Origin of the sequence: Rhodococcus sp. IEGM 1318, from assembly GCF_033142465.1 — a bacterium.
Taxonomy (GTDB): Bacteria; Actinomycetota; Actinomycetes; order Mycobacteriales; family Mycobacteriaceae; genus Rhodococcus_F; species Rhodococcus_F qingshengii_B.
The window spans coordinates 772154-796516 of record NZ_JAWLSC010000001.1 but is presented as its reverse complement, the minus strand read 5'-3'; the positions used below and the strand labels follow the sequence as shown (position 1 = coordinate 796516).

Annotated in this window: 20 protein-coding genes; 7 read left to right on the top strand and 13 right to left on the bottom strand. The window is 64.4% G+C overall.

Features of this window, described 5'->3' with window-relative positions; genetic code table 11:
• The first annotated feature begins 1 nt into the window (after position 1).
• Positions 2-1345, top strand: coding sequence for an ABC1 kinase family protein (locus R4P65_RS03740; protein WP_317825476.1), 1344 nt, complete (start codon positions 2-4; stop codon positions 1343-1345).
• A 26-nt stretch (positions 1346-1371) separates the two neighbouring features.
• Here R4P65_RS03740 and R4P65_RS03735 read toward each other — a convergent pair whose 3' ends face one another.
• Both R4P65_RS03735 and R4P65_RS03730 read right to left on the bottom strand, forming a co-directional pair.
• Complete coding sequence (locus tag R4P65_RS03735) at positions 1372-1638, bottom strand: WhiB family transcriptional regulator (protein WP_269590699.1); 267 nt, start codon at positions 1636-1638, stop codon at positions 1372-1374.
• A gap of 570 nt (positions 1639-2208) precedes the next feature.
• On the bottom strand, positions 2209-4347 hold the full coding sequence (locus R4P65_RS03730; protein WP_317825475.1) for an ATP-dependent DNA helicase UvrD2: 2139 nt from the start codon (positions 4345-4347) through the stop codon (positions 2209-2211).
• A 103-nt stretch (positions 4348-4450) separates the two neighbouring features.
• Here R4P65_RS03730 and R4P65_RS03725 point away from each other — a divergent pair, with 103 nt between their 5' ends.
• Complete coding sequence (locus tag R4P65_RS03725; protein WP_003942350.1) at positions 4451-4708, top strand: mycoredoxin; 258 nt, start codon at positions 4451-4453, stop codon at positions 4706-4708.
• Between the two features lie 30 nt (positions 4709-4738).
• Here the strand turns inward: R4P65_RS03725 and nudC are convergent, their stop codons facing one another.
• A complete protein-coding gene (gene nudC, locus R4P65_RS03720) occupies positions 4739-5638 on the bottom strand; it encodes an NAD(+) diphosphatase (protein ID WP_007731249.1) in 900 nt (299 codons plus the stop codon).
• A gap of 38 nt (positions 5639-5676) precedes the next feature.
• Positions 5677-6744, bottom strand: a complete 1068-nt coding sequence (locus R4P65_RS03715) for a potassium channel family protein (RefSeq protein WP_230812664.1) — start codon at positions 6742-6744, stop codon at positions 5677-5679.
• 168 nt (positions 6745-6912) lie between these two features.
• Between R4P65_RS03715 and R4P65_RS03710 the strand changes: the two genes are divergently transcribed.
• Positions 6913-7314 carry a hypothetical protein gene (locus R4P65_RS03710; RefSeq protein ID WP_095969128.1) on the top strand — a complete coding sequence of 134 codons (402 nt, stop codon included), beginning with the start codon at positions 6913-6915 and terminating at the stop codon, positions 7312-7314.
• On the opposite strand, the gene R4P65_RS03705 is transcribed toward R4P65_RS03710, so the two are convergent.
• A complete protein-coding gene (locus R4P65_RS03705) occupies positions 7311-10703 on the bottom strand; it encodes an ATP-dependent helicase (protein ID WP_317825474.1) in 3393 nt (1130 codons plus the stop codon). The genes R4P65_RS03710 and R4P65_RS03705 overlap by 4 nt on opposite strands.
• Complete coding sequence (locus tag R4P65_RS03700; RefSeq protein ID WP_317825473.1) at positions 10704-14066, bottom strand: ATP-dependent DNA helicase; 3363 nt, start codon at positions 14064-14066, stop codon at positions 10704-10706.
• A 52-nt stretch (positions 14067-14118) separates the two neighbouring features.
• On the opposite strand from R4P65_RS03700, the gene R4P65_RS03695 reads away from it, so the two are divergent.
• Genes R4P65_RS03695 through R4P65_RS03685 form a run of 3 tightly spaced genes read left to right on the top strand, consistent with a single transcriptional unit; the run spans position 14119 to position 17022 of the window.
• On the top strand, positions 14119-14907 hold the full coding sequence (locus tag R4P65_RS03695; protein ID WP_317825553.1) for an alpha/beta hydrolase: 789 nt from the start codon (positions 14119-14121) through the stop codon (positions 14905-14907).
• A 10-nt stretch (positions 14908-14917) separates the two neighbouring features.
• Positions 14918-15214, top strand: coding sequence for an MGMT family protein (locus R4P65_RS03690; RefSeq protein WP_003942322.1), 297 nt, complete (start codon positions 14918-14920; stop codon positions 15212-15214).
• A 50-nt stretch (positions 15215-15264) separates the two neighbouring features.
• Complete coding sequence (locus tag R4P65_RS03685; protein ID WP_317825472.1) at positions 15265-17022, top strand: NTP transferase domain-containing protein; 1758 nt, start codon at positions 15265-15267, stop codon at positions 17020-17022.
• 18 nt (positions 17023-17040) lie between these two features.
• On the opposite strand, the gene R4P65_RS03680 is transcribed toward R4P65_RS03685, so the two are convergent.
• Together R4P65_RS03680 and R4P65_RS03675 are read right to left on the bottom strand one after the other, a co-directional pair.
• Positions 17041-17439, bottom strand: coding sequence for a hypothetical protein (locus tag R4P65_RS03680; protein WP_317825471.1), 399 nt, complete (start codon positions 17437-17439; stop codon positions 17041-17043).
• Positions 17436-18014, bottom strand: coding sequence for a hypothetical protein (locus tag R4P65_RS03675; protein WP_317825470.1), 579 nt, complete (start codon positions 18012-18014; stop codon positions 17436-17438). Before R4P65_RS03675 ends, R4P65_RS03680 begins: the two co-directional genes overlap by 4 nt.
• A gap of 77 nt (positions 18015-18091) precedes the next feature.
• Here R4P65_RS03675 and R4P65_RS03670 point away from each other — a divergent pair, with 77 nt between their 5' ends.
• A complete protein-coding gene (locus R4P65_RS03670) occupies positions 18092-18859 on the top strand; it encodes a hypothetical protein (protein ID WP_317825469.1) in 768 nt (255 codons plus the stop codon).
• A 3-nt stretch (positions 18860-18862) separates the two neighbouring features.
• On the opposite strand, the gene R4P65_RS03665 is transcribed toward R4P65_RS03670, so the two are convergent.
• The 5 genes from R4P65_RS03665 to nirB form a co-directional block, all read right to left on the bottom strand.
• A complete protein-coding gene (locus R4P65_RS03665) occupies positions 18863-19510 on the bottom strand; it encodes a maleylpyruvate isomerase family mycothiol-dependent enzyme (protein ID WP_317825468.1) in 648 nt (215 codons plus the stop codon).
• Positions 19455-20204 (bottom strand): sirohydrochlorin chelatase, encoded by a 750-nt coding sequence (locus tag R4P65_RS03660; RefSeq protein WP_317825552.1) that lies wholly within the window; start codon positions 20202-20204, stop codon positions 19455-19457. The genes R4P65_RS03665 and R4P65_RS03660 overlap by 56 nt, the downstream gene beginning before the upstream one ends.
• Complete coding sequence (locus R4P65_RS03655; protein WP_230812646.1) at positions 20191-21351, bottom strand: uroporphyrinogen-III synthase; 1161 nt, start codon at positions 21349-21351, stop codon at positions 20191-20193. Before R4P65_RS03655 ends, R4P65_RS03660 begins: the two co-directional genes overlap by 14 nt.
• Positions 21348-21761, bottom strand: a complete 414-nt coding sequence (gene nirD / locus R4P65_RS03650; protein WP_230812643.1) for a nitrite reductase small subunit NirD — start codon at positions 21759-21761, stop codon at positions 21348-21350. Before nirD ends, R4P65_RS03655 begins: the two co-directional genes overlap by 4 nt.
• 90 nt (positions 21762-21851) lie before the next feature.
• Positions 21852-24353: a nitrite reductase large subunit NirB gene (gene nirB, locus R4P65_RS03645; protein ID WP_317825467.1), complete on the bottom strand. Its 2502-nt coding sequence runs from the start codon at positions 24351-24353 to the stop codon at positions 21852-21854.
• Positions 24354-24363: the final 10 nt, after the last annotated feature.

Below are 24363 nucleotides of genomic sequence, written 5' to 3'. Positions count from 1 at the left end.
TGTGGTGTCCGAGATCCCACGCAAGAGTTCTGCCCGTACTGCCAAACTCGCGAGCATCCCCCTGGGGATGGCCGGTCGCGCCGCCATGGGCTTCGGACGCAAGCTCGCCGGCGGCGACAAAGGCGAGATCGACGCGCAGTTGAGCGCGAAGGCCGCCGAGCAACTGTTTGCGGTGCTGGGCGAACTCAAGGGCGGCGCGATGAAGCTGGGCCAAGCGCTCAGCGTCATGGAGGCGGCAATTCCGGAGGAATTCGCCGAGCCGTACCGCGAGTCGCTGAACAAGCTCCAGGCCGCCGCCCCACCGCTGCCGACCAAGCAAGTACACAAGATGCTCGACCAGCAACTCGGAACCAAGTGGCGCGACCGATTCCAGTCGTTCGACGACGAACCAACCGCGTCGGCAAGCATCGGGCAGGTTCACCGAGCCGTCTGGGCGGACGGACGTGACGTGGCCGTCAAAGTCCAGTACCCCGGCGCCGACGAAGCTCTTCGCGCCGATCTCAAGACCTTGGGCAGATTTGCCGGACTGTTCGGTTCGGTCATGCCCGGTGTCGACGTGCGACCCGTGATCGAAGAGTTCACCGCTCGCACGGAGGAAGAACTCGACTATCGGATCGAGGCGAACAATCAGCGAGCATTCGCGAAAGAATTCGACGGGGATCCGCAATTCGTGATCCCGCACGTCGTTGCGAGCGCGCCGAAGGTGGTCGTGACCGAATGGATGACGGCAACCCCGTTGACCAGAATCATCGAAAGCGGAACGCCGGATCAGCGCAATGCTGCCGGTGCACTACTCGCCGAGTTCCACTTCGCATCTCCGGCCCGTGTCGGCTTGCTCCACTGTGACCCGCACCCCGGCAACTTCATGCTTCTCGAGGACGGCCGACTCGGCGTCATCGACTTCGGTGCTGCAGCGCCGTTCCCGAACGGACTGCCGCGGGTTCTCGGCACGATGGTGCGTCTGGCGGTCGAGGAACAATTCGATGAGTTGACGGAGTTGTTGCGCGCCAACGGTTTCGTGATTCCCGGGCGCATGGTGACCGACAAGGAGATCGCGGATTACCTGCGACCGTTCACCGACCCGATTCAGACCGAGTCATTTCACTTCACTCGGGCATGGCTGCAAAAGGCCGCCGGAACCGCCACTGACTTCAACAGTGCGCAGTTCCGAACGGCTCGTGCACTCAACCTTCCGGCCGAGTATTTGATGATCTTCCGTGTTCTTCTCGGTTCGGTCGGCATATGCGCCCAGTTGGACGCATATGCCCCGTACATGGAAATCCTGACTCGTTGGTTGCCAGGGTTCGCGGAGCCGGTTCTGGATGACACCGGCTCCGCCGAATAAGACACCGGCTCCGCCGAATAGGGCTCTCACGCGCACACGAGTTGCTTGCGTGGGCGCCCCCTCGGTCTCTTGCGCGCTATGACGGCACCCTGATCGAGGATCTCGCCTCCCCACACCCCCCAGGGCTCGGCGCGGTCGAGAGCCGCACTGAGACAACGGGAACGGATGGGGCACTGCGCGCACAGTGCCTTGGCCTGCTCGAGTTCGGCCGGAGCTTCGGCGAACCAGAGATCGGGGTTGGATGCCCGGCACGGCAGGTCGCGGCGGGTGGACGCGACCTCGATGAATGTCACTGCAGCCGAAGTGACGTCGGTGGATGTTACTGCAGTGGTGGAGTTTTCGGATTCCACGCGGATTGTCTGGGCAGACAACTCGGTCTCCTAGTGCTCGGATGCGAAACTGTGTCGCACGATATGGGTTCGATGGGTGCGAACCTGAGCCGAGTCGGAAACCAGATCAAGAGGGGTATCCAACACAAAGGCCACGGTCCGCAGGGGCTGCGGGTCCGTGGCCGTAAGTGAACGGATGTGTCCTACCGAGAAATACCTCGATGGCTTAAGAACACGGACTCGACAGCTGCTTTCTTTGCTGCTGCTTGAGGGCGCAGGCGGAACGCATGCTGCGCCCATCCCGCTGCACGCGGCAGCATGGGGGCGGCAACAGCGAACTTTGCGCTTGCGCACGCTTCGTAAGAGATCAAGTTCGTCATTTATTTGCCACCTCCATTTCGTGTCGGTCCGGATAGTTTCTGCGCACAGGTTGCCCCGTAACACTGAAAACCAGAGTAGAGAATCTCTCGAATCTGCACAACCTATTTTTGACCTGCGGTTATGTAACTCACGGTTGTCGATTCAGATGTGTTGTCAGATATCGAGTGTTGCCGCTCTCAGTTCACCGCGAATGACAGCAAGTACGTCTTCACCGAAATTGTCGAGTTTCTTCGGCCCGATTCCGGGAATCGAGACCAGTCCACGATTGTCTTGTGGTCGTTGTTCGGCAATAGCCATCAGTGTGTTGTCACTGAAGACGACATAGGCCGGAACTTTGAGTTCACGGGATTTGTCCAGACGCCAGGCCTTGAGATGTTCGAGCAATTCCAGGTCGACATTGGACGGGCACTTCTCGCAGCGTCCGAGCATTGTCGCCGACGTCCCGATCAACGGTTTGCCGCATACGCGGCAGCGCGGACGCTTCTTGTTCCCCGACGACGGCGCGGCAACGCGCGAGGCCGGCGAATCCTCCGGGATGAGTCCGTTGAGGAACCTCGACCGACGACGGGACTTGCGTCCGCCCTCGTTGCGGGCCAGCGCCCACGACAGTTGCAGATGCTCACGAGCTCGGGTCACCCCCACGTAGAGAAGCCGACGCTCCTCCTCCACCGCGACGTCGTCGGCGCCCGAATTGGCGTCGCCGAGAACGTGTTGGATCGGCAGGGTGCCGTCGTTGAGGCCGACCAGGAACACCGCATCCCATTCGAGCCCCTTGGCCGCGTGGAGCGAAGCCAGCGTCACGCCCTGCACTGTCGGTGGGTGCCGCGCCTCGGCTCTGGCCGTGAGCTCCTGCAGAAGCCCGGTCAGCGTCAGTTCGGGTTCGTGGACGAGTTGTTCTTCGGTCAGCGCCACGAGAGCCGAGAGCGACGCCCAGCGTTCGCGTGCCTGAGTACCCGCAGGCTCCTCGTTGGTCAGGCCGAGCGGAGCGAGTACGGCGCGGACGAGTGAGACCAGCGCTTCGCCGTTGTCTGCACCTTCGGGGAGGTCGTCGCGTCCGGCAGCCTGGCGCAGCGCCGCCACCGCCTGACGGACCTCGGTGCGGGTGAAGAAGCCCTCTCCACCGCGCACCTGGAACGGGATGCCGAGCTTGGTGAGCGCCTGCTCGTGCGCCTCGGACTGGGCATTGATCCGGTACAGAACAGCGATCTCGGCGGCGGGGGTGCCTGCCGCGATCAGCCGTTTGATCGCCCGCGCAACGCCGAGCGCCTCGGCCGGCTCGTCGTCGAACTCCATGAACTCCGGCTCGGGCCCCGGTGCGCGCTGCCCGATCAACTGCAGACGCGTCCCGGCGATCCGCCCGCGCGCCGCACCGATCACGCGGTTCGCCAACGACACGACCTCAGGCGTGGAGCGGTAGTCCCGTTCGAGCCGGACGACAGTCGCCTCGGGGAATTTGCGGGAGAAGTCCAACAGGTAGTTCGGGGTGGCGCCGGTGAAGGAGTAGATAGTCTGATTCGCATCGCCCACCACGGTCAGGTCGTCGCGGTCCCCCAGCCAGGCGTCGAGCACACGCTGCTGAAGTGGGGTGACGTCCTGATACTCGTCGACGACGAAGCAGCGATACCGCTCGCGGAACTCGTCGGCGACCGTCGAATGCTCTTCGAGAGCTGCCGCTGTGTGAAGTAGGAGATCGTCGAAGTCCAGGAGCATGCCGTCCTGGCCGCGTGCCTTCAGCTCTTCGTATGCCGCATAAACCTCGGCCACCTTGGTGGCATCGACCGGTGCCTCACGGCGAATCTTGGCGATCGCGCGTGGATAATCCTCCGGCGCGATCAGCGAAGCCTTCGACCATTCGATTTCGCTGGCGAGGTCCCGGACGCTTTCCGTGCTGGTGGGCAATCCCACCCGAGCTGCGGCGCTACTGACAACTGCAAACTTTCGGTCGAGCAGACGCCAGGGCGTGTCACCGACAACCTGCGGCCAGAAGTACTTCAGTTGCCGGAGAGCAGCGGCGTGAAAGGTTCGAGCCTGCACCTGCGGCCCACTCCCGCCGACGCCCAGCTCACGGAGACGTCCACGCATCTCCCCGGCCGCACGAGCTGTGAATGTCACGGCAAGCACCTGACCGGCCGACACATGACCGTCGGCAACCAGATGAGCGATCCGACGTGTGATGGTGCGGGTTTTGCCTGTTCCAGCGCCCGCAAGGACGCACACCGGGCCGCGTGGCGCGAGCACGGCGGCCGATTGTTCTGGATCCAGTCCGGTGTCCGCAGGCATGGGCACCATCATGGCAGGACGTTCCGACACTCCAATCGCCGCGCCCGACGGTATGTGGGCAAGAGAACACGGGCCGATACGGAACAACGCTCTCGGTCGTGGTGTTATATCGGCCGTGACTTCTACCGAAAACGCGCCTGCCCTGACCATCTACTCGACCACGTGGTGCGGCTACTGCCGCCGCCTCAAGACGCAGCTCAATGCGTCGGGGATCGAGTACACCGAGATCGACATCGAGAACGATCCGGCGGCAGCCGATTTCGTCGGCAGCGTCAACGGTGGCAATCACGTCGTTCCGACCGTGAAGTACGGCGACGGCAGCGTCGCGACCAACCCGTCGCTCAACCAGGTCAAGCAGGCCCTAGGTCTGTAGATCTTCTCCGGCTGCTACTCGATCCAGCTCTTACTTGACCCAGCTCTCGAGCATTCCGCGAGCGATGGAGATCGATCCGGGCAGCAGCAGTGGCGCGTCCGCTTCCGAACCCCAGTCGCCGAGTTCGAGAGCGGCGCGCACCTCGTCCTTGGTGAACCAGGTGCCCTCGGCGATCTCGCCGTCCGCGAACAGCAGCGGAGCTGCGGGATCGCCGATTGCGGCAAAGCCCAACATCACCGAGCGCGGGAACGGCCAGGGCTGGCTGCCGAGGTATCGGACGCTGTGCACGTCGATACCGACCTCTTCCTTGATCTCGCGGACAACACACGTTTCGAGCGACTCCCCGGCCTCGACAAATCCCGCGAGAATCGAGAAACGCCGCTGCGGCCAGGTCGGCTGACGCGCGAGCAGAACTCGATCGCCGCCGTCGTGCACCAGGCAGATGACCGCCGGATCGGTTCGGGGAAACTCCTCGTGGCCCGTGGACGTGGAGATGCGAGACCAGCCGGACATGGTGGGCTCACTCGGTGCGCCGTCGATAGCGCTGAATCCGGCACTGTCGTGCCAGTTGAGAATCGCGACGGCACCGGTCAACAGGCCGGCGTCCGCGTCGTCGAGTGTTCCGCCGAGCATCCGCAATTCGGACAACGTGCCCGCCAACAGCGACACCCGCACCGCCCACACGTGGCGATTCTCGCGAATTCCCAGGAACACCGCACCGCGCACCGGTTCGGGTCCCAACTCGGTTGCCTCGGCGAAGACCAACTGACCTTCCGGCGACACCTTGACCTGACCCCGTGAATTCACCCGTAGAAGCAGCGCATCCGCCCACCCCGTGGTCAGTGCAGCGGCGTCCGACCGCAATTCCTCGGCGCGGCCGACGCTCGAACGTGAGAGCAGAGGTGTTTCGGTCAGCTGGAAGTCGTTCACGCTCACGACATTACTGCGCGCACGAAGCTCGGTAGCACTCAGTTCGTGACGCGGCGGATGTACAGCAGGCGATCGTTCTCCTCGACGGCGTCCACCTCGGGCGAACCGACGCGAACCAGACGGCCGTCTCGAACGACTCCGAGCACGATGTCGGAGAGATGACGCGGAGAGCCACCGACCTCGTCACGCTCGACGGCGCGCTCGGCGATCGCGAATCCGGCTTCCGGAGTCAGCAGGTCTTCGATCATCTCCACGACGGTCGGCGTCGTGGTCGCGATGCCGAGGAGTCGGCCGGCCGTCTCCGAAGAGACGACCACCGAGTCTGCGCCGGACTGACGGAGGAGATGCGCATTGTCGGCTTCACGGATGGCTGCGGCGATCTTGGCCTTCGGCGCAATTTCCCGAGCTGTCAGCGTCACGAGCACTGCGGTGTCGTCGCGGTTGGTTGCCACGATGATCGACGACGCATTCTGCGCGCCGGCCAACCGAAGTACGTCCGATTTCGTAGCCGAACCGAATACCGTCACCAACCCCTTACTGGCAGCGGAATCCAGTACGGCCTGATCGGTGTCGACGACCACGATCTCCGACGCCGGCACACCGTCCCCGAGCATGGCTTCGATTGCCGTGCGCCCCTTGGTTCCGTATCCGACGACGACGGTGTGATTACGCACGTGCTGCCTCCAACGCTGAATTTTGAACGCCTGACGCGAACTCTCGGTCAGAGCTGAAAGTGTGGTGCCGACCAACACGATCAAGAAGAAGATTCGAAGTGGCGTGATCAACAGAACGTTGACCAGGCGCGCGGACGGCGTGAACGGGGTGATGTCGCCGTAGCCGGTGGTCGAGAGCGAAACCGTCGCATAGTAGATGCAATCGAGTAGGGAAAGTTCGTTGTCCTGAGCGTCACGGTAGCCCGCACGATCGATGTACACGATCAACACGGCGGCGCCGAGAGCACTCAACGCGATGAGAACTCGCTTGTAGATGGCCCGAGCTGGACTGGTCTGCAGCTGGGGAATTCGCAGCACCCCGACAAGGGCGAAGTCAGGCTGATCGGTCAATGCTTCCGACCTGGTCAAACGCGCCCGGAGCTTACCGGCCATACAGCGACTCTCTCACTCGAACTTACGAAATACCTACACGGACATCGGCAGGCAGCGTAACCCTCGAAGATCGACTTCGGAACTCGGGCGCCGAATAGCGCGCCGGTAGTGGCGCCGATACCGGCACCGGTACTGGCAAGTGGAGCCACCGTCAGGCAGGCTGGGCAAATGCCTTTCACCAGTTCGACGTCCACTCCCAGCCAAGCAGCCGCTCTTCGTTTGTCGGCCCTCCTTCTCGGCGCAGGGACCATGCATTTTGTCGCGCCCTCCTTCTTCGACAGCACCGTTCCCCGCCAGCTTCCCGGTCAGGCGCGCACCTACACGCAGGTGTCGGGTGTCGCGGAATTGGCGATCGGCGCGGCCTTGGCTGTGCCGAAGACTCGCAAGCTCGGCGCGGGCCTTGCCGCCGCGCTCTTTGTTGCCGTGTTCCCCGCCAACATTCAGATGGCGATCGACTGGTGCCGAAGCCCGAAGACATCCACGCCGCAGAAGATCGGTTCGATCGCACGTCTCCCCCTGCAGGTTCCGCTGGTGACCGAAGCGCTCAAAGCTCGTCGAAACGCCAGCTAGTCCTGCGCGCCTGCCGTTCGGATGAGGTGCGCGAGAGCCTCACCGTCCGGCAGGTTCTCGGGGGCGATGGTGCGACCCGATCGCACGTAGTGAAACGCCGCGCGCACCTTGTCGGCCGGAAACTGTTCGTTGCGCCCTGCCGAACGAGCTCTGGCTGACATCAATTCGGCCCAGGCCACCCGATACGCGGCCAACTGCATCACAACAGCGTCCTCGTTGGCGGCTGAAGGTTCGGCACCGGTCTTCCAGTCGATCACCGTCCATCCGCCGTCTGGATCGGCGAACACAGCGTCGATCCGACCTCGCAAAACCGTTCCCGCAATAGAAGTCTCGAAGGGAACTTCCACTTCGATCGGGCTGCGATTGGCCCACGGGGACCGCAGGAATGCATCCTGCAGTTTCACCAGATCGGTCTCGGGGCCCGCGCCGGTATCCGCGGCGCCGGGTAGTTCGTCGAGATCCAACAGCCGGGTCGCACCGAACCTTCGCTCGATCCAGGCGTGAAAAGCCGTGCCTCGCCGAGCGAGCGGATTCGGTGGGTACGGCAGTGGTCTACGCAGACGTGCCGCGAGTTCGTCCGGATCGGCTTTGAGGTCGACGAGCTGAGTCACCGAAAGCTGTGCGGGAAGAATCACTTCGGCACGCGCGTTTGCCCGGGCTTCGCGCTCGGCCAAGAGAACGTCGACGTCCGAAGCCCAGTTTTCCGGATCGTCCTCCGGTTCTTCCGTCTCTTCACTGTTTTGCGGCAGCGATACGAGAGCGGACAGGACGCTCGCGGCTCCCGCCTCGACGGCCCCGCGGCGCCCACCCAGCGGATCGGGTGGCCACTGCGCCGTCCGGGGCGTAGATGCCAACGGGTTCTCGGTGTCGGGTTCCGGCGCCGGCGCCCATTCCTCCACAACGCCGATCACACCGCGTGAACCATCTTCACTGGCGCCGTTTTCGGCAGTGACCATCTGATGCAGCTCGTCCAGGAACTCCGAAGGCCCCTTCGGTTCCGAACCGGATTCTGCCCAGTGATGAGCCGAGATGAACAGTGCCCGTTCGGTTCTGGTCAGCGCGACGTAGAACAACCGACGGTCCTCGTCCAGTCGACGGTTGGACAGTGCCTTCTTGTGAGCCGCTATCGCGTTCTCGAGGTCCTTGCGGTTGTACAACTCCTCGAGGTCGAGCACTGGCACACCATCCGCCGAATCCGCGTCGACGGCCCGGTCACCGCGCAACGACGGCGGCAGTTCGGCGAGGGCACCGAGCCAGGACCCGGACGCGGTGGACGAGGGGAACACCCCGTCGCTGACATGCGGGATCGCGACCACTTCCCATTCCAGACCCTTCGCCGAGTGCACGGTCAAGATCTGCACGCGATCCGGCGCCACCTCCACCTCGCCCGGGGCGAGGCCCTTTTCGATCTGTTCGGCGGCCGCGAAGAATGCGAGCATCCCGGTCAGATTGGCCGTCGGACGCGTCGCGTAATTGGCGACGACGTCGGCAAACGCGTCGAGATGCTCACGGCCTGCAGTGCCGACGACACCGACTCGGGTCCGCGCTCCCGCCTCGATTCCGATACCGAGCACCCGCTCGACCTCCGCCACCAATTCGGTGAGCGGTTGGCCGATGCGTTCGCGCAACGACGCCAACTCTGCCGCTATCGCGTTGATGCGTGTGTACCCGAGGGCTGAATAGCGCTCCGCCGGACCTGGATCGGAGATCGAGTCGACCAAGCCTGCTTGCTCGGCGTTCTCCCCCGGCAATGCATCGTGGACCGCCGAGGTGAGCGCCTCGGCGTCGGTGACCGCACCTGCAGTTCCGTATCCCGCGGAGATGGCGAGTTCGCGGGAGCGTTGCGAGAGTGCGGCGAGGTCCTTCGCCCCGATTTGCCATCTCGCTCCGGTGAGTAGCCGAGCCGCTGCGCTGCCCGCCAGTGGATCGGCGACCACTCGGAGCATGGCGATCACGTCCGCCACCTCAGGGGTGTGCAGAAGACCACCGAGTCCGACCACTTCGACCGGCAGACCTTTGGACCGCAGAGCTTCGGCCAGCGGGGCAGCGTCCGCGTTTCGGCGGATCAACACTGCTGCCGTGGGCGTCGGGCGGTCTTCGGCGCGTGCCGCCTCGTATTCTTCGGCGATTTTCTCCGCCACCCACTGACGTTCCTGTTCGACGTCGCCGAGTAACGCCAGTCGAACGTCTCCGGCGACGGCTCCTGGCCGCGCACGAAGAGTGCTGACGGCCACGCCGCGTCGACGCAACGGCGCCGAAGACAGGTTGGCCAGCTCGAGAGCCTCCGGCGGGTTGCGCCAACTGGTGAGCAGTTCGAGTGTCGGAGCCGGCTTTCCGTTGGCGAGCGGGAAATCGGTTGCGAACCGGGGCAGGTTGGCCGCCGACGCGCCGCGCCAACCGTAGATCGACTGCATCGGATCGCCGACGGCCGTCAACGCCAACCGGCCGTCAGCTCCCCCACCGAACAACGACGACAACAACACTCGCTGAGCGTGACCGGTGTCCTGGTACTCGTCGAGAAGGACTACCCGAAAGCGCTCACGCTCGGTCTGCCCGACCTCGGGATGCTCTGAAGCGACCCGCGCCGACAGCGACATCTGACTTCCGAAGTCCAATGCACCTTCGCGCCGCAACGTCTCGCCGAGCCGGGCGACGAGGGGCAGTAGATCAATGCGTTTGTGTTGCACATCAAGGTAATTCAGTAGTTCTTTGCTCGGTCCACCCCGCTGTTTCGGACCGGCAGGCAGAGTGTGAATCAACTTGTCCAACTCGGTGTGCGCCTCGAGCAGCTGCTCGGGATCGACCAGATGCTCCGCCAACTGACCGGCAAGGGCCAGAACGGTTTCGGCGATCGACCCCGGATTCTTGTCGGTGTCCAGATCGCTGTCCCAACCGCTCACGACGCGGTGCGCGACCTGCCACAGTTCGGTCTCGGACAACAGCGTCGCCGAGGGTTCGATGGGCAACAACAGTCCGTGTTCGGACAGCAACCGTCCCGCGTAAGCGTGGTAGGTACTGACTTCGGGTTCCCCGGCCAGAATCCGGGAGCGCACTCCGCCGGTGGGGTCGAGTGCCCGCAGCACGTCCGAACCCGCCAGTCGCGCCAAGCGCTTGCGGATTCGCGACGTGAGCTGTTGCGCCGCTTTGCGCGTGAAGGTCAATCCGAGAACGGCCTCGGGATCGACGAAGCCGTTGGCCACCAGCCACACGACGCGAGCAGCCATCGTCTCTGTCTTACCGGCACCGGCGCCGGCGACCACCAATGTCGGACCGAGCGGTGCGGCGATCACTGCCGCCTGCTCCGGCGTCGGCGGGTGCTGACCGAGCGCGACCGCGAGGTCGACAGGGTCGATCTTCGGTCGGCGTGCCTTCTGCGTCGCGGCAGCCACTTAGTTACTCACCTGTCGTCCCTCGTCGTGTGCCGGGCAACTCGAACGCACCGGGCAATGTCTACATCCGTCGTTGACCCTGGCCAGGTACTCGGGTCCTTGAGTCGCTGCCGCAGCGTTGTGAATGACGTCTCGCCACATCTCGACTGCTTCGGCAGTCAACGGCGGCTGAACTCGCTGCGCCGCACCGTCTTTCTTGTTGGACTTGGCCACGAATACCAAGCGTGCGCCGCCGGGTTGTGTCGCCGGTTCGCCTGCTATCGCACCTTCGGCCGCTGCGACCTGGTATGCCGCCAACTGCGCGTGAGATTGCGCGGCCTCGTTACTGACGGGATTTCGCGCAGTCTTCACGTCGACGACCACCGGGCGTCCTTCGGTGTCACGTTCGAGCCGGTCGATCCGGCCGCGAAGCTTGACCGCAGGCGCTCCTTCTTCGCGCGGTTCGAGGACCCCCTCGACCGCAACCTCGACGCCGACTTCGGTCAGTTCACCGCGAGTTGCGTTCATCCAGGCGGTGAACGTCGCCAGCATCTCGCGCGTTCGATTGAGCTCGCGGCGCGAGTACCACTGCGAACCCAGATCGATCGACTCCCAGGCATTTTCGAGTGCCTTCTCGACCTGGTCCGGTGGAATCCGGCCGGCCAGTGCCTGGACCAAGGTATGGACCAGGGTGCCGGCGATCGCGTGGGTGTTGTCTCCGTCGCTGCCACCATGACGCTCGAACACCCATCGGAGAGGGCATGTTTCGAGAAGCTCGATGGTGGACGGCGAGAGTGATACCGGTCCGTCCTCGGGTTGCCACATGGGAGCAGCCGTGCTCGGCTCGGCTGTGCCGTACCACTGATCCGGATGAGCGCCTCGTACTCCGGCAGCAGCGAGACGCGCCAACTGGTGTGCGGCGCGGGAATGCTTCTCGGGGTCGAAATGCGCGATGTCGGGATCACACACCACACTGCGAAGCTGTGCGACCAGTGCCGGCAGCGACAGAACACGGGTATCTCCGGTCTCCGGTGCAACGACGTCGAGATCGGAAGTCGGGTCGTCCGAGTACGCGTCACCCCGGATCAATTCGTCCACGAACCGCGAAGGCACCAGATCGGTGTCCCCCGAAGCCGATTCGACTGCGGTGATCAGCAGACGGCGACGAGCACGGCTACAGGCGACCAGGAACAACCTGCGTTCTTCGGCCAGCAGGGGCGCGGTTCGCGAGAGTCGTTCAGCAGCCGAGTCACTGCCGTCGGAGACTCCGTTGACCAGGTCGATCAGCGCTTCGGTGCGCAGCAGCGATCCGCGTGCCCGCAAACTCGGCCAGAGCCCCTCCTGCACACCCGCCACCGCCACGACGGCCCATTCGCGACCCGCCGCGGCGTGAGCGCTGACCACGGTGACGGCGTCGGGAGCAATGACCGATCGGCTCCGCGAGTCGGTCGGTATCTCCTGGCTGGTCAAATAGTCGACAAAACCGGCGAGTTGCGAACGCGGCAGCCGGTCGACGTAGTTGGCGGCCGCGTCGAAGAGTGCGACGACGGCGTCCAGGTCGCGATCAGCTTGTGAGCCGATAGGTCCCCCACGTGCCGACGCAGCCGCCCAGCGCCGTTCCAGGCCCGTCGCTTGCCAGGCCGCCCAGAGAACTTCCTCGACCCCGAGACCACGCTCGAGAGGTACCCGGGCCTTGCGAAGGACCGACAGCACTCGATTCAGGGCAGCAGCCTCGACGTCCGTCAGTTTGCCCATGAGCCGCTTGGACTGCGCACGATCCTCGTCGATCAGGATCAGCCGCAACAACTCCGACGAGTCCCGATCACTTCCCGACGCCAACTCGACGCGGCGCAGACCACGACGCAACCGGCGCAGGGTAACCGGTTCGGCGCCGCCGATCGGGCCGGCCATCAGGGCCAGAGCGTCGTCCCCGGTGAACTGATCGCCTCCGAGCGCCCGAAGGACCAGCAACAGGCCGGACACGCCGTGTTGCCTGGCGAGCGGCAATTCGGTGGCAGCAGTGGTGACGGGCACCCCCGCTGCGAGCAGGGCCCGCCGGAGAGGGGCAAGGGTGCGCGGGACCGACCGCACGATGACTGCCATGTCGGACCACGCAATCCCGTCCAGCAGATGTGCCCGGCGCAAGGTATCTGCAACAACTGCCGCTTCTTTGGCCGTCGTGCCGAGAACACGCACCGACGCCCGTCCGGGGTCCTCATCGGTGAGGTCGGACGGAACCGCGATCCGGTGAGCGAGATTGCCGGGCAGCCGCGCAGCGATCTTGGCCGAGATCGACGCGACGTCGGCATTGTTTCGAAACATTGTGGGCAGGACGATCTGGCGCTCGTCTCCGCGCTCGGCGAGTCCGAGCAGGAACGCCGAATCCGCACCGCGGAACCCGAAGACCGACTGATCCGGATCGCCGGCGATGACAGTGCCCACGGTTCCGGTTCCGATCAGTCGAACCAGTTGCGCCGCCTGAGGATCCAGGTGCTGCGCGTCGTCGACCAGCAGGTGCCGGATACGGGCGCGCTCGGAGCGGAGGAGCTCGGGGTCGGTGGCAAACGCGGTCAGCGCGGCGCCGATCAACTCAGCTGCGTCCAGCGCCGGCGCTGTGGCCTCCGGAGCCTCGACACCGACACTGCCGCGCAGCAGCACACCCTGCTCGTACGCCTCGGCGAACCGGCCGGCCGCCACCCACTCGGGTCGGCCGCGCTTCTTGCCGAGCTTGACCAGATCTTCGGGACCGAGTCCGCGTTCGTTGGCACGCAGCATCAGGTCTCTGAGTTCTACGGCAAAGCCGTTCAAGCCCAGCGCGGGTCGCAGACGCTCCGGCCACCGGAGCGCGCCGTCTTCGATGTCGCCGCGCAACATCTCTCGCAGCACCGAATCCTGCTCGGCGCCGGTGATCAGGCGTGGCGGCGCGTTGCCGTGTGCTGCGGCTTGAAGCCGAAGAACAGCAAAGGCGTAGGAGTGAACGGTGCGGACCAACGGCTCACGAGTTGCCTGCGGCCCGCGTTCTTGTTCGTACCCGAGCAATCCGGCTGTGATCTGCTCTCGGACCTGCGTCGCTGCCCGGCGTGACTGGGTGAGCACCAGGACCGATTCAGGATCTTCGCCACCGGAGATCTTCTGCACTGCCAGATCCACGAGAAGGGACGTCTTGCCGGTTCCAGGGCTGCCCAGCACCTGCCAGGGATTCCAGGCGGCCGCCGAGCCGAATGACACCGAACCGAATGCGAGCTGGAATGGATCTTCTGACGGCGGAGCGAACAGCCGCGCCGTCCCTTCGTCCCACGATCGGGGTATCGGAGACGGCGCAGTTCGGTGCACCAACCGCGCCCGCGGAATGGTGACCTTGCTGCGTGTTGCCGTCTCACTCACCCAGGCATTCCACCAGAGCGCACCGACAACTCATGCATCGCCTGCATCCGGCATGATTGCTCGTGTGTCTGCACTCCATACGTATCTCTACGGACCCGTCGGGGCGCCGGAGATCCTTTCGCTGCACGGCCTGACCGGTCACGGCCGGCGTTGGCAGTCGATGGCCGAGAACCAACTGCCCGAAGCGCGCTGGATCTCGCCGGATCTACGCGGTCACGGGCGCTCCACGTGGGCTCCCCCCTGGAACATCGAATCCCACGTGGCCAGCCTGCTGGAGACGCTCGACGAACATGCCACCGGACCGGTGGTGATCGTCGCGCATTCGTTCGGCGGAATGCTGGCGCTGCACCTCGCGGCCACCGCACCCGAACGCGTTCGTGGGCTCGTCCTGCTCGACCCGGCGATCGGTTTGGATCCAACTTTCATGCAAAAAGTGGCTGAACTCACAATCGGCTCACCGGATTACACCGATGCGGCAGAGGCTTACTCCGAGAAGATTCACGGCTCGTGGGGTGAGGTTCCCACCCCGGATCTCGACATCGAGATGGCCGAGCACCTGATCCAGCTGGGCAACGGGCGCGTCAACTGGCGCCTGTCCACCCCTGCGATCGTGACCGGGTGGGGTGAACTCGCTCGCCCGATCGTGCTGCCACCGTCATCGATGCCGACCGTGCTGGTTCAGGCAATGAAAGTTCAGCCTCCGTACGTCACCGACGAGTTCCGGGCAGCGCTCACCGAACGCCTCGGCGAAAATCTGACCAGTGTCGAATTCGATTGTGACCACATGGTCCCGCACGTGCGGGCCGACGAGGTGGCGACCCTCGTCCGGACAATGCTCTGACGAGGCCCCGATGGCAGCCACCACGGAAGAGCAGATCGAAGAGGTAAGGCGACTCATCGCCTCGATTCCCGCCGGCTTCGTGGCAACGTACGGCGACATCGCCGACGCCGCAGGGCTTTCCAGCGCTCGCACGGTCGGCTGGATCATGCGGACCGACTCTGCCGATCTGCCGTGGCATCGGGTTCTCGGCGCCTCCGGCAAACCGTCGGCGCACCTGGCTCATCGTCAGATCGCCAAGCTCGAACTCGAAGGCGTGCCGATCAAGGACGGTCGGATCGACCTGAAGAAAGCTCGGTATCACTTCTGATTCACGTGTCACCGGTCGTCGTGACCCGGGCGATGGGGCAGCATGGAGGTATGACCATTACGCCGCCGACCGCCGCCGTCATTCTGGCGGGTGGTCGCGGGACCCGCATGGGTGGTGTCGACAAGCCTGGCCTGCTCGTTCACGGCCGCAGGCTCCTCGACATCGCGCTTTCAGCGACGGCGCATCTGGACGCCGTCGTCGTTGTCGGTCCACATCGACCCGAACTGGATGCGCGCATCACCCAGACCCAGGAATCTCCGATCGGCGCCGGCCCCGTTGCGGCGATCTGGGCGGGGTTGTCCGCGACCGGGTTGTCATCCGGGTTACCTGAAGACGCCCTGGTGGTCGTGCTGGCATCCGACCTACCGCACATCGAGGCCGAATCGGTCGACGCGTTGATCGTTGCGACGTCGACGGACAATCCGGTGACGTGCGCAGTGGACGAGAACAACCGAAGCCAATTCCTTTTCTCCGCGTGGACTGTTCGTGAACTCCGAAAGCGCCTCGCCACTTTGCGCGATAGCTCAGGACTCGAGAACCAACCGATGAAAGCAATTGTCACCGAACCGTTCTCGACCCTGCGTGTGGCTGGTACCACCGACTGCGACACACCGGCGGACATCGATCGCGCCCGAAGCCATCCTCGCCTGACGATCGATCAAGCCCGCATCGCCATCACGAACGCCTTGACACCGCTGTCCCCGCACCGGGCCGAACTCGCCGACAGTCTCGGAGCGACCCTCGCGCAGCCTCTCGTCGCCCTGGGTGATCTTCCTCGATCCGATGTCTCGGCGATGGACGGGTACGCCGTCTCCGGCGAGGGTCCGTGGCGGGTGCGTACCGAGATCCGCATCGCGGGCGCCGACGGGCAACTCGAACTCGGCGAAGGCGAAGCGATTCGCATTGCCACGGGAGCACACCTGCCCACCGGTGCCACCTCGGTGATTCGGGACGAGTACCTTTCCCGCGACGAGCAAACTGAGTTACTGCAACGACTGCCGGAAGCGCCGTACCGCAACGACGCTCGCCCACGCGGGGAAGACTGGACCACCGGATTCACGATTGCCCCGACTGGCACCGCGGTGACCCCGTCGGTAATCTCGGCGGCTGCCAGCGGAGAAGCCTTCAACGCCCTCGTCCGTGGTCCTGTCCGGGCACGCCTGATAGTCACCGGCGACGAGATCCGGCAGACCGGCCCACTGCGGGAAGGTCAGACTCGCGACTCCGTCGGCGGAATTCTTCCCTACCTACTCGAACGCAACGGTGTACGGTGCGAGTCGAATTCGCACCTGCGCGACACGGCGGACAGTTTCGAGCGCGTGCTTGCGGATGCGACCGAACAGGACCTGCTTGTTGTCATCGGCGCGACGGGTGGCGGTGCAGCCGACGAAATGCGCAGTGCACTCGATCGACTCGGCGCTCGCACGATCGTCGGCCGGGTTGCCTCGCGCCCGGGCGGATCTCAGATAACGGCGGTCCTGCCCAGCGGTCGGGTGGTTCTCGGCCTCCCCGGCAACCCCTACGCCGCAGTGACCACCCTGCTGACCATGCTGCCTACCGTCGTGGCCGCCCTGACCGGGCGCGAGACGCCGCGGCCGCTGCTCGGCATCATCGAGAACGCTGCTGCAGTGAGTTCCGATGCGGTACGCCTACTTCCGGTCACACAATCCCCCGACGGTTACTGGCGAGCCGATCCGTCCGTGCGTACCGCGCACCTTGCAGGGTTGATCGGACGCTCGGCGTTTGCACTCGTGCCGGCACACGCACAGAACGGCGCCGTCGCCGAATTGATCGTCCTCCCAGACTGATCGGGACAGCACTCGCAGTCAGAACTCCCGGTAGGACGACGCCGCCGCGGCATGGCTGACCCCGAGACTGTCCCGGCGCTTACGTCGGCCGACCTCCGCCATCCCGATCACGCCGACAACTATCGCGAGCACCAGCGAATACACGCCCCACAGCACCACGAACGGAAGCAGCCACCCGGCATCGACGGTCTGACCGCGCGACCCGACGCAATACAGGGTGAAATTGGTGGACGTACCGTCGCCGTCGGTAAAGGTGTCCGAGACGACCATCGCGCTCGATGTCGGATCATCACAGAAGATCGGCGCCAACTGGGCTACCTGCCCGGGCCAGATCACCGAAGACAACAGTGCGGCAAAGATTCCCACGACCACGATCATCACTACCGAGATGACCAACGGAACGATACGGCGGCTCACAGCGGCTGCACCAGAAAGGGAGTTCCGTCAGGGTCGAAGACCACCAGCACCTGAGAGCGTGAGGATTCCACCATCACGGAGGCGTGTATCGCCTCGGTGCGACTGACCGAGATCCCGGTGACTTCACCCTCGTCGACGCCGCTGCTCGCAAGCGCGTCGTCGACCAACTTCTCGACGTTCGCCAATGCCGGCACTTGATCCAACGTGAACGATCGTGCATCAAGATCTTCGGTGACGCTCACTTGCACGGGGCTCGGCTCGCCGAGAATGACGCCGTCGAAAGAGAACCGGTCGAGCTGCGACGGCTTCCCCGGGTCTCGAACAGTAACCCCGACCGTCTCGATCGGACTGATGTCGACGCTGGTCACCGACACCGCGTCGACGCCGTATCGCTCTGCGAGGCTGTCGAACCCGTTCCGCACCAGATCCGACGTCATCCCACCGCCACGTTCACGCATCTGATCTTCGAAATCCATCCGGTCGACGGCACCGATGCATCCGCTCAGACTCGAGGCCGTCAGGACGAGGGCCGCAATCCACAGCACCGGCCGCACCCGCGAGGACGCCAATTTCATGAGCGGAGCGTACCGCGAGTGTCCGGTTCGATCAGGTCGACCGGGTTTCTGTCGGCGACTCGTGGGATCATCGCGCAATGAATCGTGTCGACGAAGGATTCGAACCGCCGGACGCATTGGTCGAGTGGTGCCGCTCTCGTACCTTTCCACTGCACGTCCTCGACGACGAAGCGACCGTCGACCTGGACTGGTGGAACGCACACCTGAAGGATGCCGGCCACACGATCAGCCTGCGCGGGCGCGATCTGGACGGCAAAGTGATCACCGAAGGCCGAGCCATCGTTCAACGCAACGACCTTCGCCCGTCGAGCGACCTCGTCGTCGCCCAGCACGACGGTCTCGGACTGCTGTTCCTCTGCGCAGCCTGGCAGGGCTCGCACGAGAGCAGACGGTTCACGCGGCGGTTCCCCAACGTCTTCAACCCGCATCACCGCGAAGACGAGGATCCGCTCACCCAGATCACAGCCATTCTCGATCACTGTTCGAAACACAAGTCCATGCCCGTCGTTCGGCGCGACACCTGGTCGGGTTGGCCACTCACCCCCGGCGTCGGGGTATCGCTGATAGCCGCATTCATGTGGGCGGTGGGCGTACAGGACGAAGGCCGACGCGCTCAGATGATCGACCAGTACGGCGTCTCGACGCTCATCCACGAGGGCTGGCTCGAGGATCCTTCCGTCACCGGGTTCACCACGCGCCGCTACCGCCGGTACTGCGAACTGCTCGACAGTTGGGCCTATGCCGCCGGCACCCAACCCGAGATCGTCGAGATGTGGTTGGTGAAGCGGTGGAGTGCGCGACTGGCCCAAGCGCGCAACGACGTCAGCACCCCCACCCTGTTCTAATCGTCAAAACGGCCAGGCAGGGAGCGTAGGCAGCCCGATTCTCGTCGGCCTCCCGACCAACCAGGCCAAGGTCTCCGCGTCGGACAGTGACGGCACTCGTACACCCGGAACAGCCGTCTCGAGTGCGCCCAACTGACTGGCGAGCGTGAATTCCACGAACGCGGCCGGCCAATCGTGGCAGGTGTAACCGATGTCGAGGTCGAGCAAGTGAATCTCGATCTCGTTCCAGCGCAGGATCGGTAGATCGAATGCAGTGACAGGTTTGCGCCACGGAACCGCCGTGTCCAGCCGATCTGTCGGGAGATCAGCCAATGCGTCGACCAGTCTCGTCCCCGAGAAGCGATAGTCGAGTGCCAACAACTCCGCCGGGCGATCTGCGCCTTCCTCGATTGCAGCATTGCGTGCGTCCGGTCCCCCTGGATACATCTCCCCCGATTCGCCGCCCTGCACTCCGGCAACAAATCTGCCCAGCGCGTCGGCATTGCGCGACATGTGTGTCACGACGTGCCCCCGACTCCAGCCGGGTAGCCCCGACGGCTCACGTGCCTGCTCTTCGGTCAGTTCACCGATGAGAGCCTGTGCCTTGACGTCGGATTCACGAACCGCTGCGACCAGGTCGGCATACGTCGGAGTTACGGAGTGAGACGTCATGCAGCGATACTAGTTCCCCTCGCGCACTCTCATACCGATTCACGACAAGGTCCACCACTCCTTGGTCGACGCCGAGCGGTTCGGTGACACCGTCGGCTCCCGCAGCGTGCAACCTTTCGTGAAAAAGTCCGTGTGCGAGAAGGTACGAGGCGACAAAAACTCGCTTCGCGCCGCGAACGCGTGCTGCTGCAACAACATCGGCTACCTTCGGCTCTCCGGTCGCGATGTACCCGACATCCACGCGATGTCCCGCCACTTCGGCGAGCATCAGCGCAGCACGCTCGACGTCTCGTAGCGCGCGGGCATCGGAGGACCCGGCAGCAGCAAGCACTATCGAGTCACCCGGGTTCCACCCCGCCTCGGCCAATCGTCCAAGCAGTACCCTCGCCAGGGCCGGATCGGGTCCGAGAGCAGGCGTCACGATCACGGCCGCGTGCTCACTGATCGCAACTTCGCGTCGAACGTCGGTGTGGACGTGATAGCCCGCCGCCAGGAAAGCGGGCACAAGAATCGCTCGGCCCGGAGTGTCCCGGAGAACTTCCGAAGGAGACGGACCGAGCACATCGACGAAGGCAACGCGAGTACGCCCGACGCGCTTGCCGACGGCTTCGGCAAGTGCGGCAACCATTTCCACGCCGCGTGCACTACGCGTGCCGTGAGCTACCAGTACGAGTACGTCGTCATCGCGTTGCATAGTCACCTGAATTCTGTACGTAGTCGCCGGGGTCGAGGGCAAGTCGGTAGCCTCGTTTGACCACGGTCTGAACGGCTTTGGGGGCGCCGAGGCACGCGCGTAATCGGGCGACGGCGGTCTCGACGGCGTGGGTGTCGCCGCCGCCACCGGGAAGTGAAGCGAGGAGCTCGTCGCGGGAGACGACTCGGCCGGGACTGGCCCCGAGCGTGCGGATCAATGACATTGCCGCCGGCGGCAACTGCTTCACTTCACCGTCTACGACGACGCATCCTCCACGGATACTGATTTCATGTTCACCGGCTTGAATCTTGTTGGCTCGCTGCGGGAGTTCGTCGACGATATGACGCGCGAGCGCCCCGAGACGCGCTCGCGCCGGAGCCGTGGTCGGCACGTTCAATGCGTCGAGCGGCGCCGACGTCACCGGGCCGACACACATTGCCGCTACCGGGCCCCGCATCGCGTCGAGCATGTCGCCGAGGTCCCCGGTCTTGTCGGCCCGCATCAACATCGAGGCTACGGCCGGCGCACTGGTGAAGCTGACGGCGTCGATTCCGGCTGAAGCGATGGCGTCGATCATCCGATCGAGCAGCGTCGGATCCTCCGGAGGTTCCCATCGGTAGACCGGCACCGCGATGACCTCGGCGCCGGCCTCGCGCAGCACCTGACAGAAATCGGGAATCGGTTCCCATTCAGTGGTTGCACCGTGCAGTTGCACTGCGATTCTCTTGCCCGAGACACCTTCTGCAAGAAGATGTTCGAGCACTTCGGCGGACGACTCGGACGCCGGCGACCATTCTTCACGCAGGTCGGCTGCGCGGATTGCGCCTTTGGCTTTGGGGCCGCGCGCAAGCAGACGAGCCGAGCCCAACGCGGATCCGAGATTTTCGGCCTCACCCCACCCGTCGGCTGCTTCCAGCCAACCCCGGAATCCGATCCCGGTAGTCGCGACAACCACCTCGGGGGGATCCGAGATGATCTGCTGTGTCACCCTTTCGAGTTCGCGGTCGTCGGCGAGTGGAATGATTCGGATCGCCGGAGCGTGAACGACATCGGCTCCCCGACGAGTCAGCAATGTCGCGAATTCCTCGGCGCGGCGCGAAGCGGTGATACCTACAGTGAATCCAGCCAACGGCATGTCGTCACTCACGAGACTGCATCGGGGACAGTCGAGCGAACGCCCTGCATTTGTAGGCTGTGTACCTGAACCACGCCGGCCCAGACGCGCACCCCGTATACCGGCAGCGCGACCGAGGAGTCGTCCAGCGCTCGGCCGTCGACCAGCGAGAACGCCTGCTTGAGCAGCGGCGAGACCACGATCGGTTCACCGTCACGGTCGCCGACGAGTCCGCGCGACATCACCGCAGCGCGTCCGTACGGATCGAAGTTGCTGACGGCTCTCAGCGTGCCGTCCTCGAGCAGGAACAGTGCCACCTGCTCGCCGCCGCGCAGAAGCACGGCGACCCCGCGTCCAGGGATCAGATGGCTCAGCGGGCAGGCCGACGTCCATTCGAGTCGATCCGAATCCAGCTTGGCGATCTGCGCATCGATGACACTCATCGAAGTCCTCCTGTCGATCCGGCGACAACGTCGCGCGGGTTCTTGTCTACGTTTCTACGGACCCCGTGTTTCCCACGGGTTACGCGACTATTACCGGCGCGTAGGGATGCTCGGCATACCCATCAGGACTGGAACCTTGCGCACTCCGGTCTCGTCGAACACAACCGTCGGGTCGGCTTCTTCCGGTGCGTTGACAAACGAGACGAACCTCGACAACTTCTCCGGATCGCCCAGAACACCAGCCCATTCGTCCTGGTAACCCTCGACGTGCTTGGCCATCAGAGCCTCGAGTTCTTCGCCGATTCCCAGGCTGTCTTCACAAATCACGGCCTTGAGATGGTCGAGTCCGCCTTCGAGTGATTCGACCCACGGCGCAGTGCGCTGGAGGCGATCGGCAGTGCGGATGTAGAACATGAGGTAGCGGTCGATGTACTTGACCAAGGTCGCGTCGTCGAGGCCTCCGGCAAGCAGCTGAGCGTGTTTGGGTGACTGCCCGCCGTTGCCGCCCACGTACAGATTCCAACCGTTCTCCGTCGCGATGACGCCGACGTCCTTGCCACGCGCTTCGGCACATTCACGGGCACAACCCGAAACGCCGAACTTGATCTTGTGCGGCGAACGCAGGCCGCGGTAGCGGTTCTCGAGATCGACGGCCATGCCCACCGAGTCCTGGACGCCGTAGCGGCACCAACTCGAACCGACACAACTCTTGACGGTACGAAGAGATTTGCCGTATGCCTGGCCCGATTCCATCCCAGCGTCGACGAGACGCTTCCAGATTGCCGGCAACTGTTCGACGCGGGCGCCGAACAAGTCAATGCGCTGACCGCCGGTCACCTTCGTGTACAGGCCGAAGTCGCGCGCCACCTCGCCGATGACGATGAGCTGTTCGCCCGTGACCTCGCCGCCGGGCATCCGCGGGACCACCGAGTACGTACCGTTCTTCTGGATGTTCGCGAGAAAGTGATCGTTCGTGTCCTGCAGCGACGCCTGCTGCCGGTGCAGGATGTGATCGGAATCCGTCGACGCCAGAATCGAGGCGACAACCGGCTTGCAGATATCGCAGCCGGCTCCCTTGCCGTACTTGGCGATCAGAGCCGAGAAGGTTCTGGTCTGTGTCGACTGCACGATCTGGAACAGCTCAGCGCGTGACTGTGCGAAGTGCTCACACAACGCCTTCGACATCACGACGCCGGAATCGGCCAGCAGCTGCTTGACAGTGGGAAGGCAACCACCACAAGTGGTTCCGGCGCTGGTACATGCTTTCACCGAAGCGATGTCGCAAGCACCGGCTGCGATAGCGCCGCAGATGGCACCCTTGGTCACCGCGTTGCACGAGCACACCTCGGCGTCGTCGGGCAGCGATCCCGCACCCGGCTTCTCCCCCGCAGGCGAGATCAATGCCGCCGGGTCGCCGGGCAATTCGCGACCGACCAGCGGGCGCAGCGACGCATAGGCTGACGCGTCACCGACCAGAATGCCGCCGAGCAGAATCTTCGCGTCGTCGGAGACGACGAGCTTCGCGTACGTCCCTTTGGATGCGTCACTGAGGACAACTTCGAGAGCGCCCGGCGAGGTTGCCATCGCGTCACCGAAGCTGGCGACGTCGACACCCATGAGCTTGAGCTTCGTGGACATGTCGGCGCCCGGGAAATCCGCCGCACCGCCGAGCAGGCGGTCGGCCACGATCTCGGCCGTCGTGTAACCGGGAGCAACCAGTCCGTAGCAACGACCCTCCACCGCAGCACATTCGCCGACTGCATAGACGTTCTCATCCGACGTCACGCAGCCGAGGTCGGTCAGGATACCGCCGCGCTCACCCACCGCGATGCCGGCGTCGCGAGCCAGCTGATCGCGCGGCCGGACTCCTGCGGAGAAGACGAGCAACGACGCGTCGATGGTGGAACCGTCGGACAGCTCGACCACAATTCCGTTGTCGGCCTGAGAGATTCCTGCTGTGCCGACACCGGTGTGGACGGTGAGCCCCAACTCGGTGACGAGCCGTGCGAGCAGCGCGCCGCCACCCTCGTCGACCTGCATCGGCATCAGTCGCGCATTGTGTTCGACAACGTGTGCCGTCATTCCCATGAGTGAGAGCGCATTTGCCGCCTCGAGTCCGAGAAGACCGCCACCCACCACGACACCGACAGCGCCAGGGCCCGCCTTCTCGGCGGCGGCCCGGATACCGTCGAGGTCGTCGAGAGTGCGGTAGACAAAACATCCGTCACCGTCGTGCCCCGGTACGGGAGGTACGAACGGATACGAGCCGGTCGCCATCACCAGAGCGTCGTAGGAGATCGTGTTGCCGGTGGTTGTCGTGACCGTGCGTGCATCTTTGTCGATCGAGAGCGCGCCCTCCCCCACCCGGAGGTCGACCAGGCTGTCGCCGACGTAGTCGTTGCCGGCCAGTGCCAATTCCTTGGGGTCCCACGCTCCGACGTACGAGGACAGCCCGACTCGGTCGTACGCTGCGTACTGCTCGTCGCAGAGCACGGTCACCGACCAGTTGTTCGCTTCGTCGCGCGAACGCAGTGCCTCGACGAATCGGTGTCCGACCATTCCGTGTCCGATGACAACAACCGACTTGCTCATGACGCCTACT

Coding starts and splice junctions, on each gene's coding strand:
- R4P65_RS03695 (WP_317825553.1), top strand. CDS start 14,119: ATGATTGCTCGTGTGTCTGCACTCCATACGTATCTCTACGGACCCGTC.
- R4P65_RS03660 (WP_317825552.1), bottom strand. CDS start 20,204: ATGCAACGCGATGACGACGTACTCGTACTGGTAGCTCACGGCACGCGT.
- R4P65_RS03670 (WP_317825469.1), top strand. CDS start 18,092: ATGAATCGTGTCGACGAAGGATTCGAACCGCCGGACGCATTGGTCGAG.
- R4P65_RS03690 (WP_003942322.1), top strand. CDS start 14,918: ATGGCAGCCACCACGGAAGAGCAGATCGAAGAGGTAAGGCGACTCATC.
- nirD (WP_230812643.1), bottom strand. CDS start 21,761: ATGAGTGTCATCGATGCGCAGATCGCCAAGCTGGATTCGGATCGACTC.
- R4P65_RS03730 (WP_317825475.1), bottom strand. CDS start 4,347: ATGATGGTGCCCATGCCTGCGGACACCGGACTGGATCCAGAACAATCG.
- R4P65_RS03685 (WP_317825472.1), top strand. CDS start 15,265: ATGACCATTACGCCGCCGACCGCCGCCGTCATTCTGGCGGGTGGTCGC.
- R4P65_RS03715 (WP_230812664.1), bottom strand. CDS start 6,744: ATGGCCGGTAAGCTCCGGGCGCGTTTGACCAGGTCGGAAGCATTGACC.
- R4P65_RS03665 (WP_317825468.1), bottom strand. CDS start 19,510: ATGACGTCTCACTCCGTAACTCCGACGTATGCCGACCTGGTCGCAGCG.
- R4P65_RS03710 (WP_095969128.1), top strand. CDS start 6,913: ATGCCTTTCACCAGTTCGACGTCCACTCCCAGCCAAGCAGCCGCTCTT.
- nirB (WP_317825467.1), bottom strand. CDS start 24,353: ATGAGCAAGTCGGTTGTTGTCATCGGACACGGAATGGTCGGACACCGA.
- R4P65_RS03675 (WP_317825470.1), bottom strand. CDS start 18,014: ATGAAATTGGCGTCCTCGCGGGTGCGGCCGGTGCTGTGGATTGCGGCC.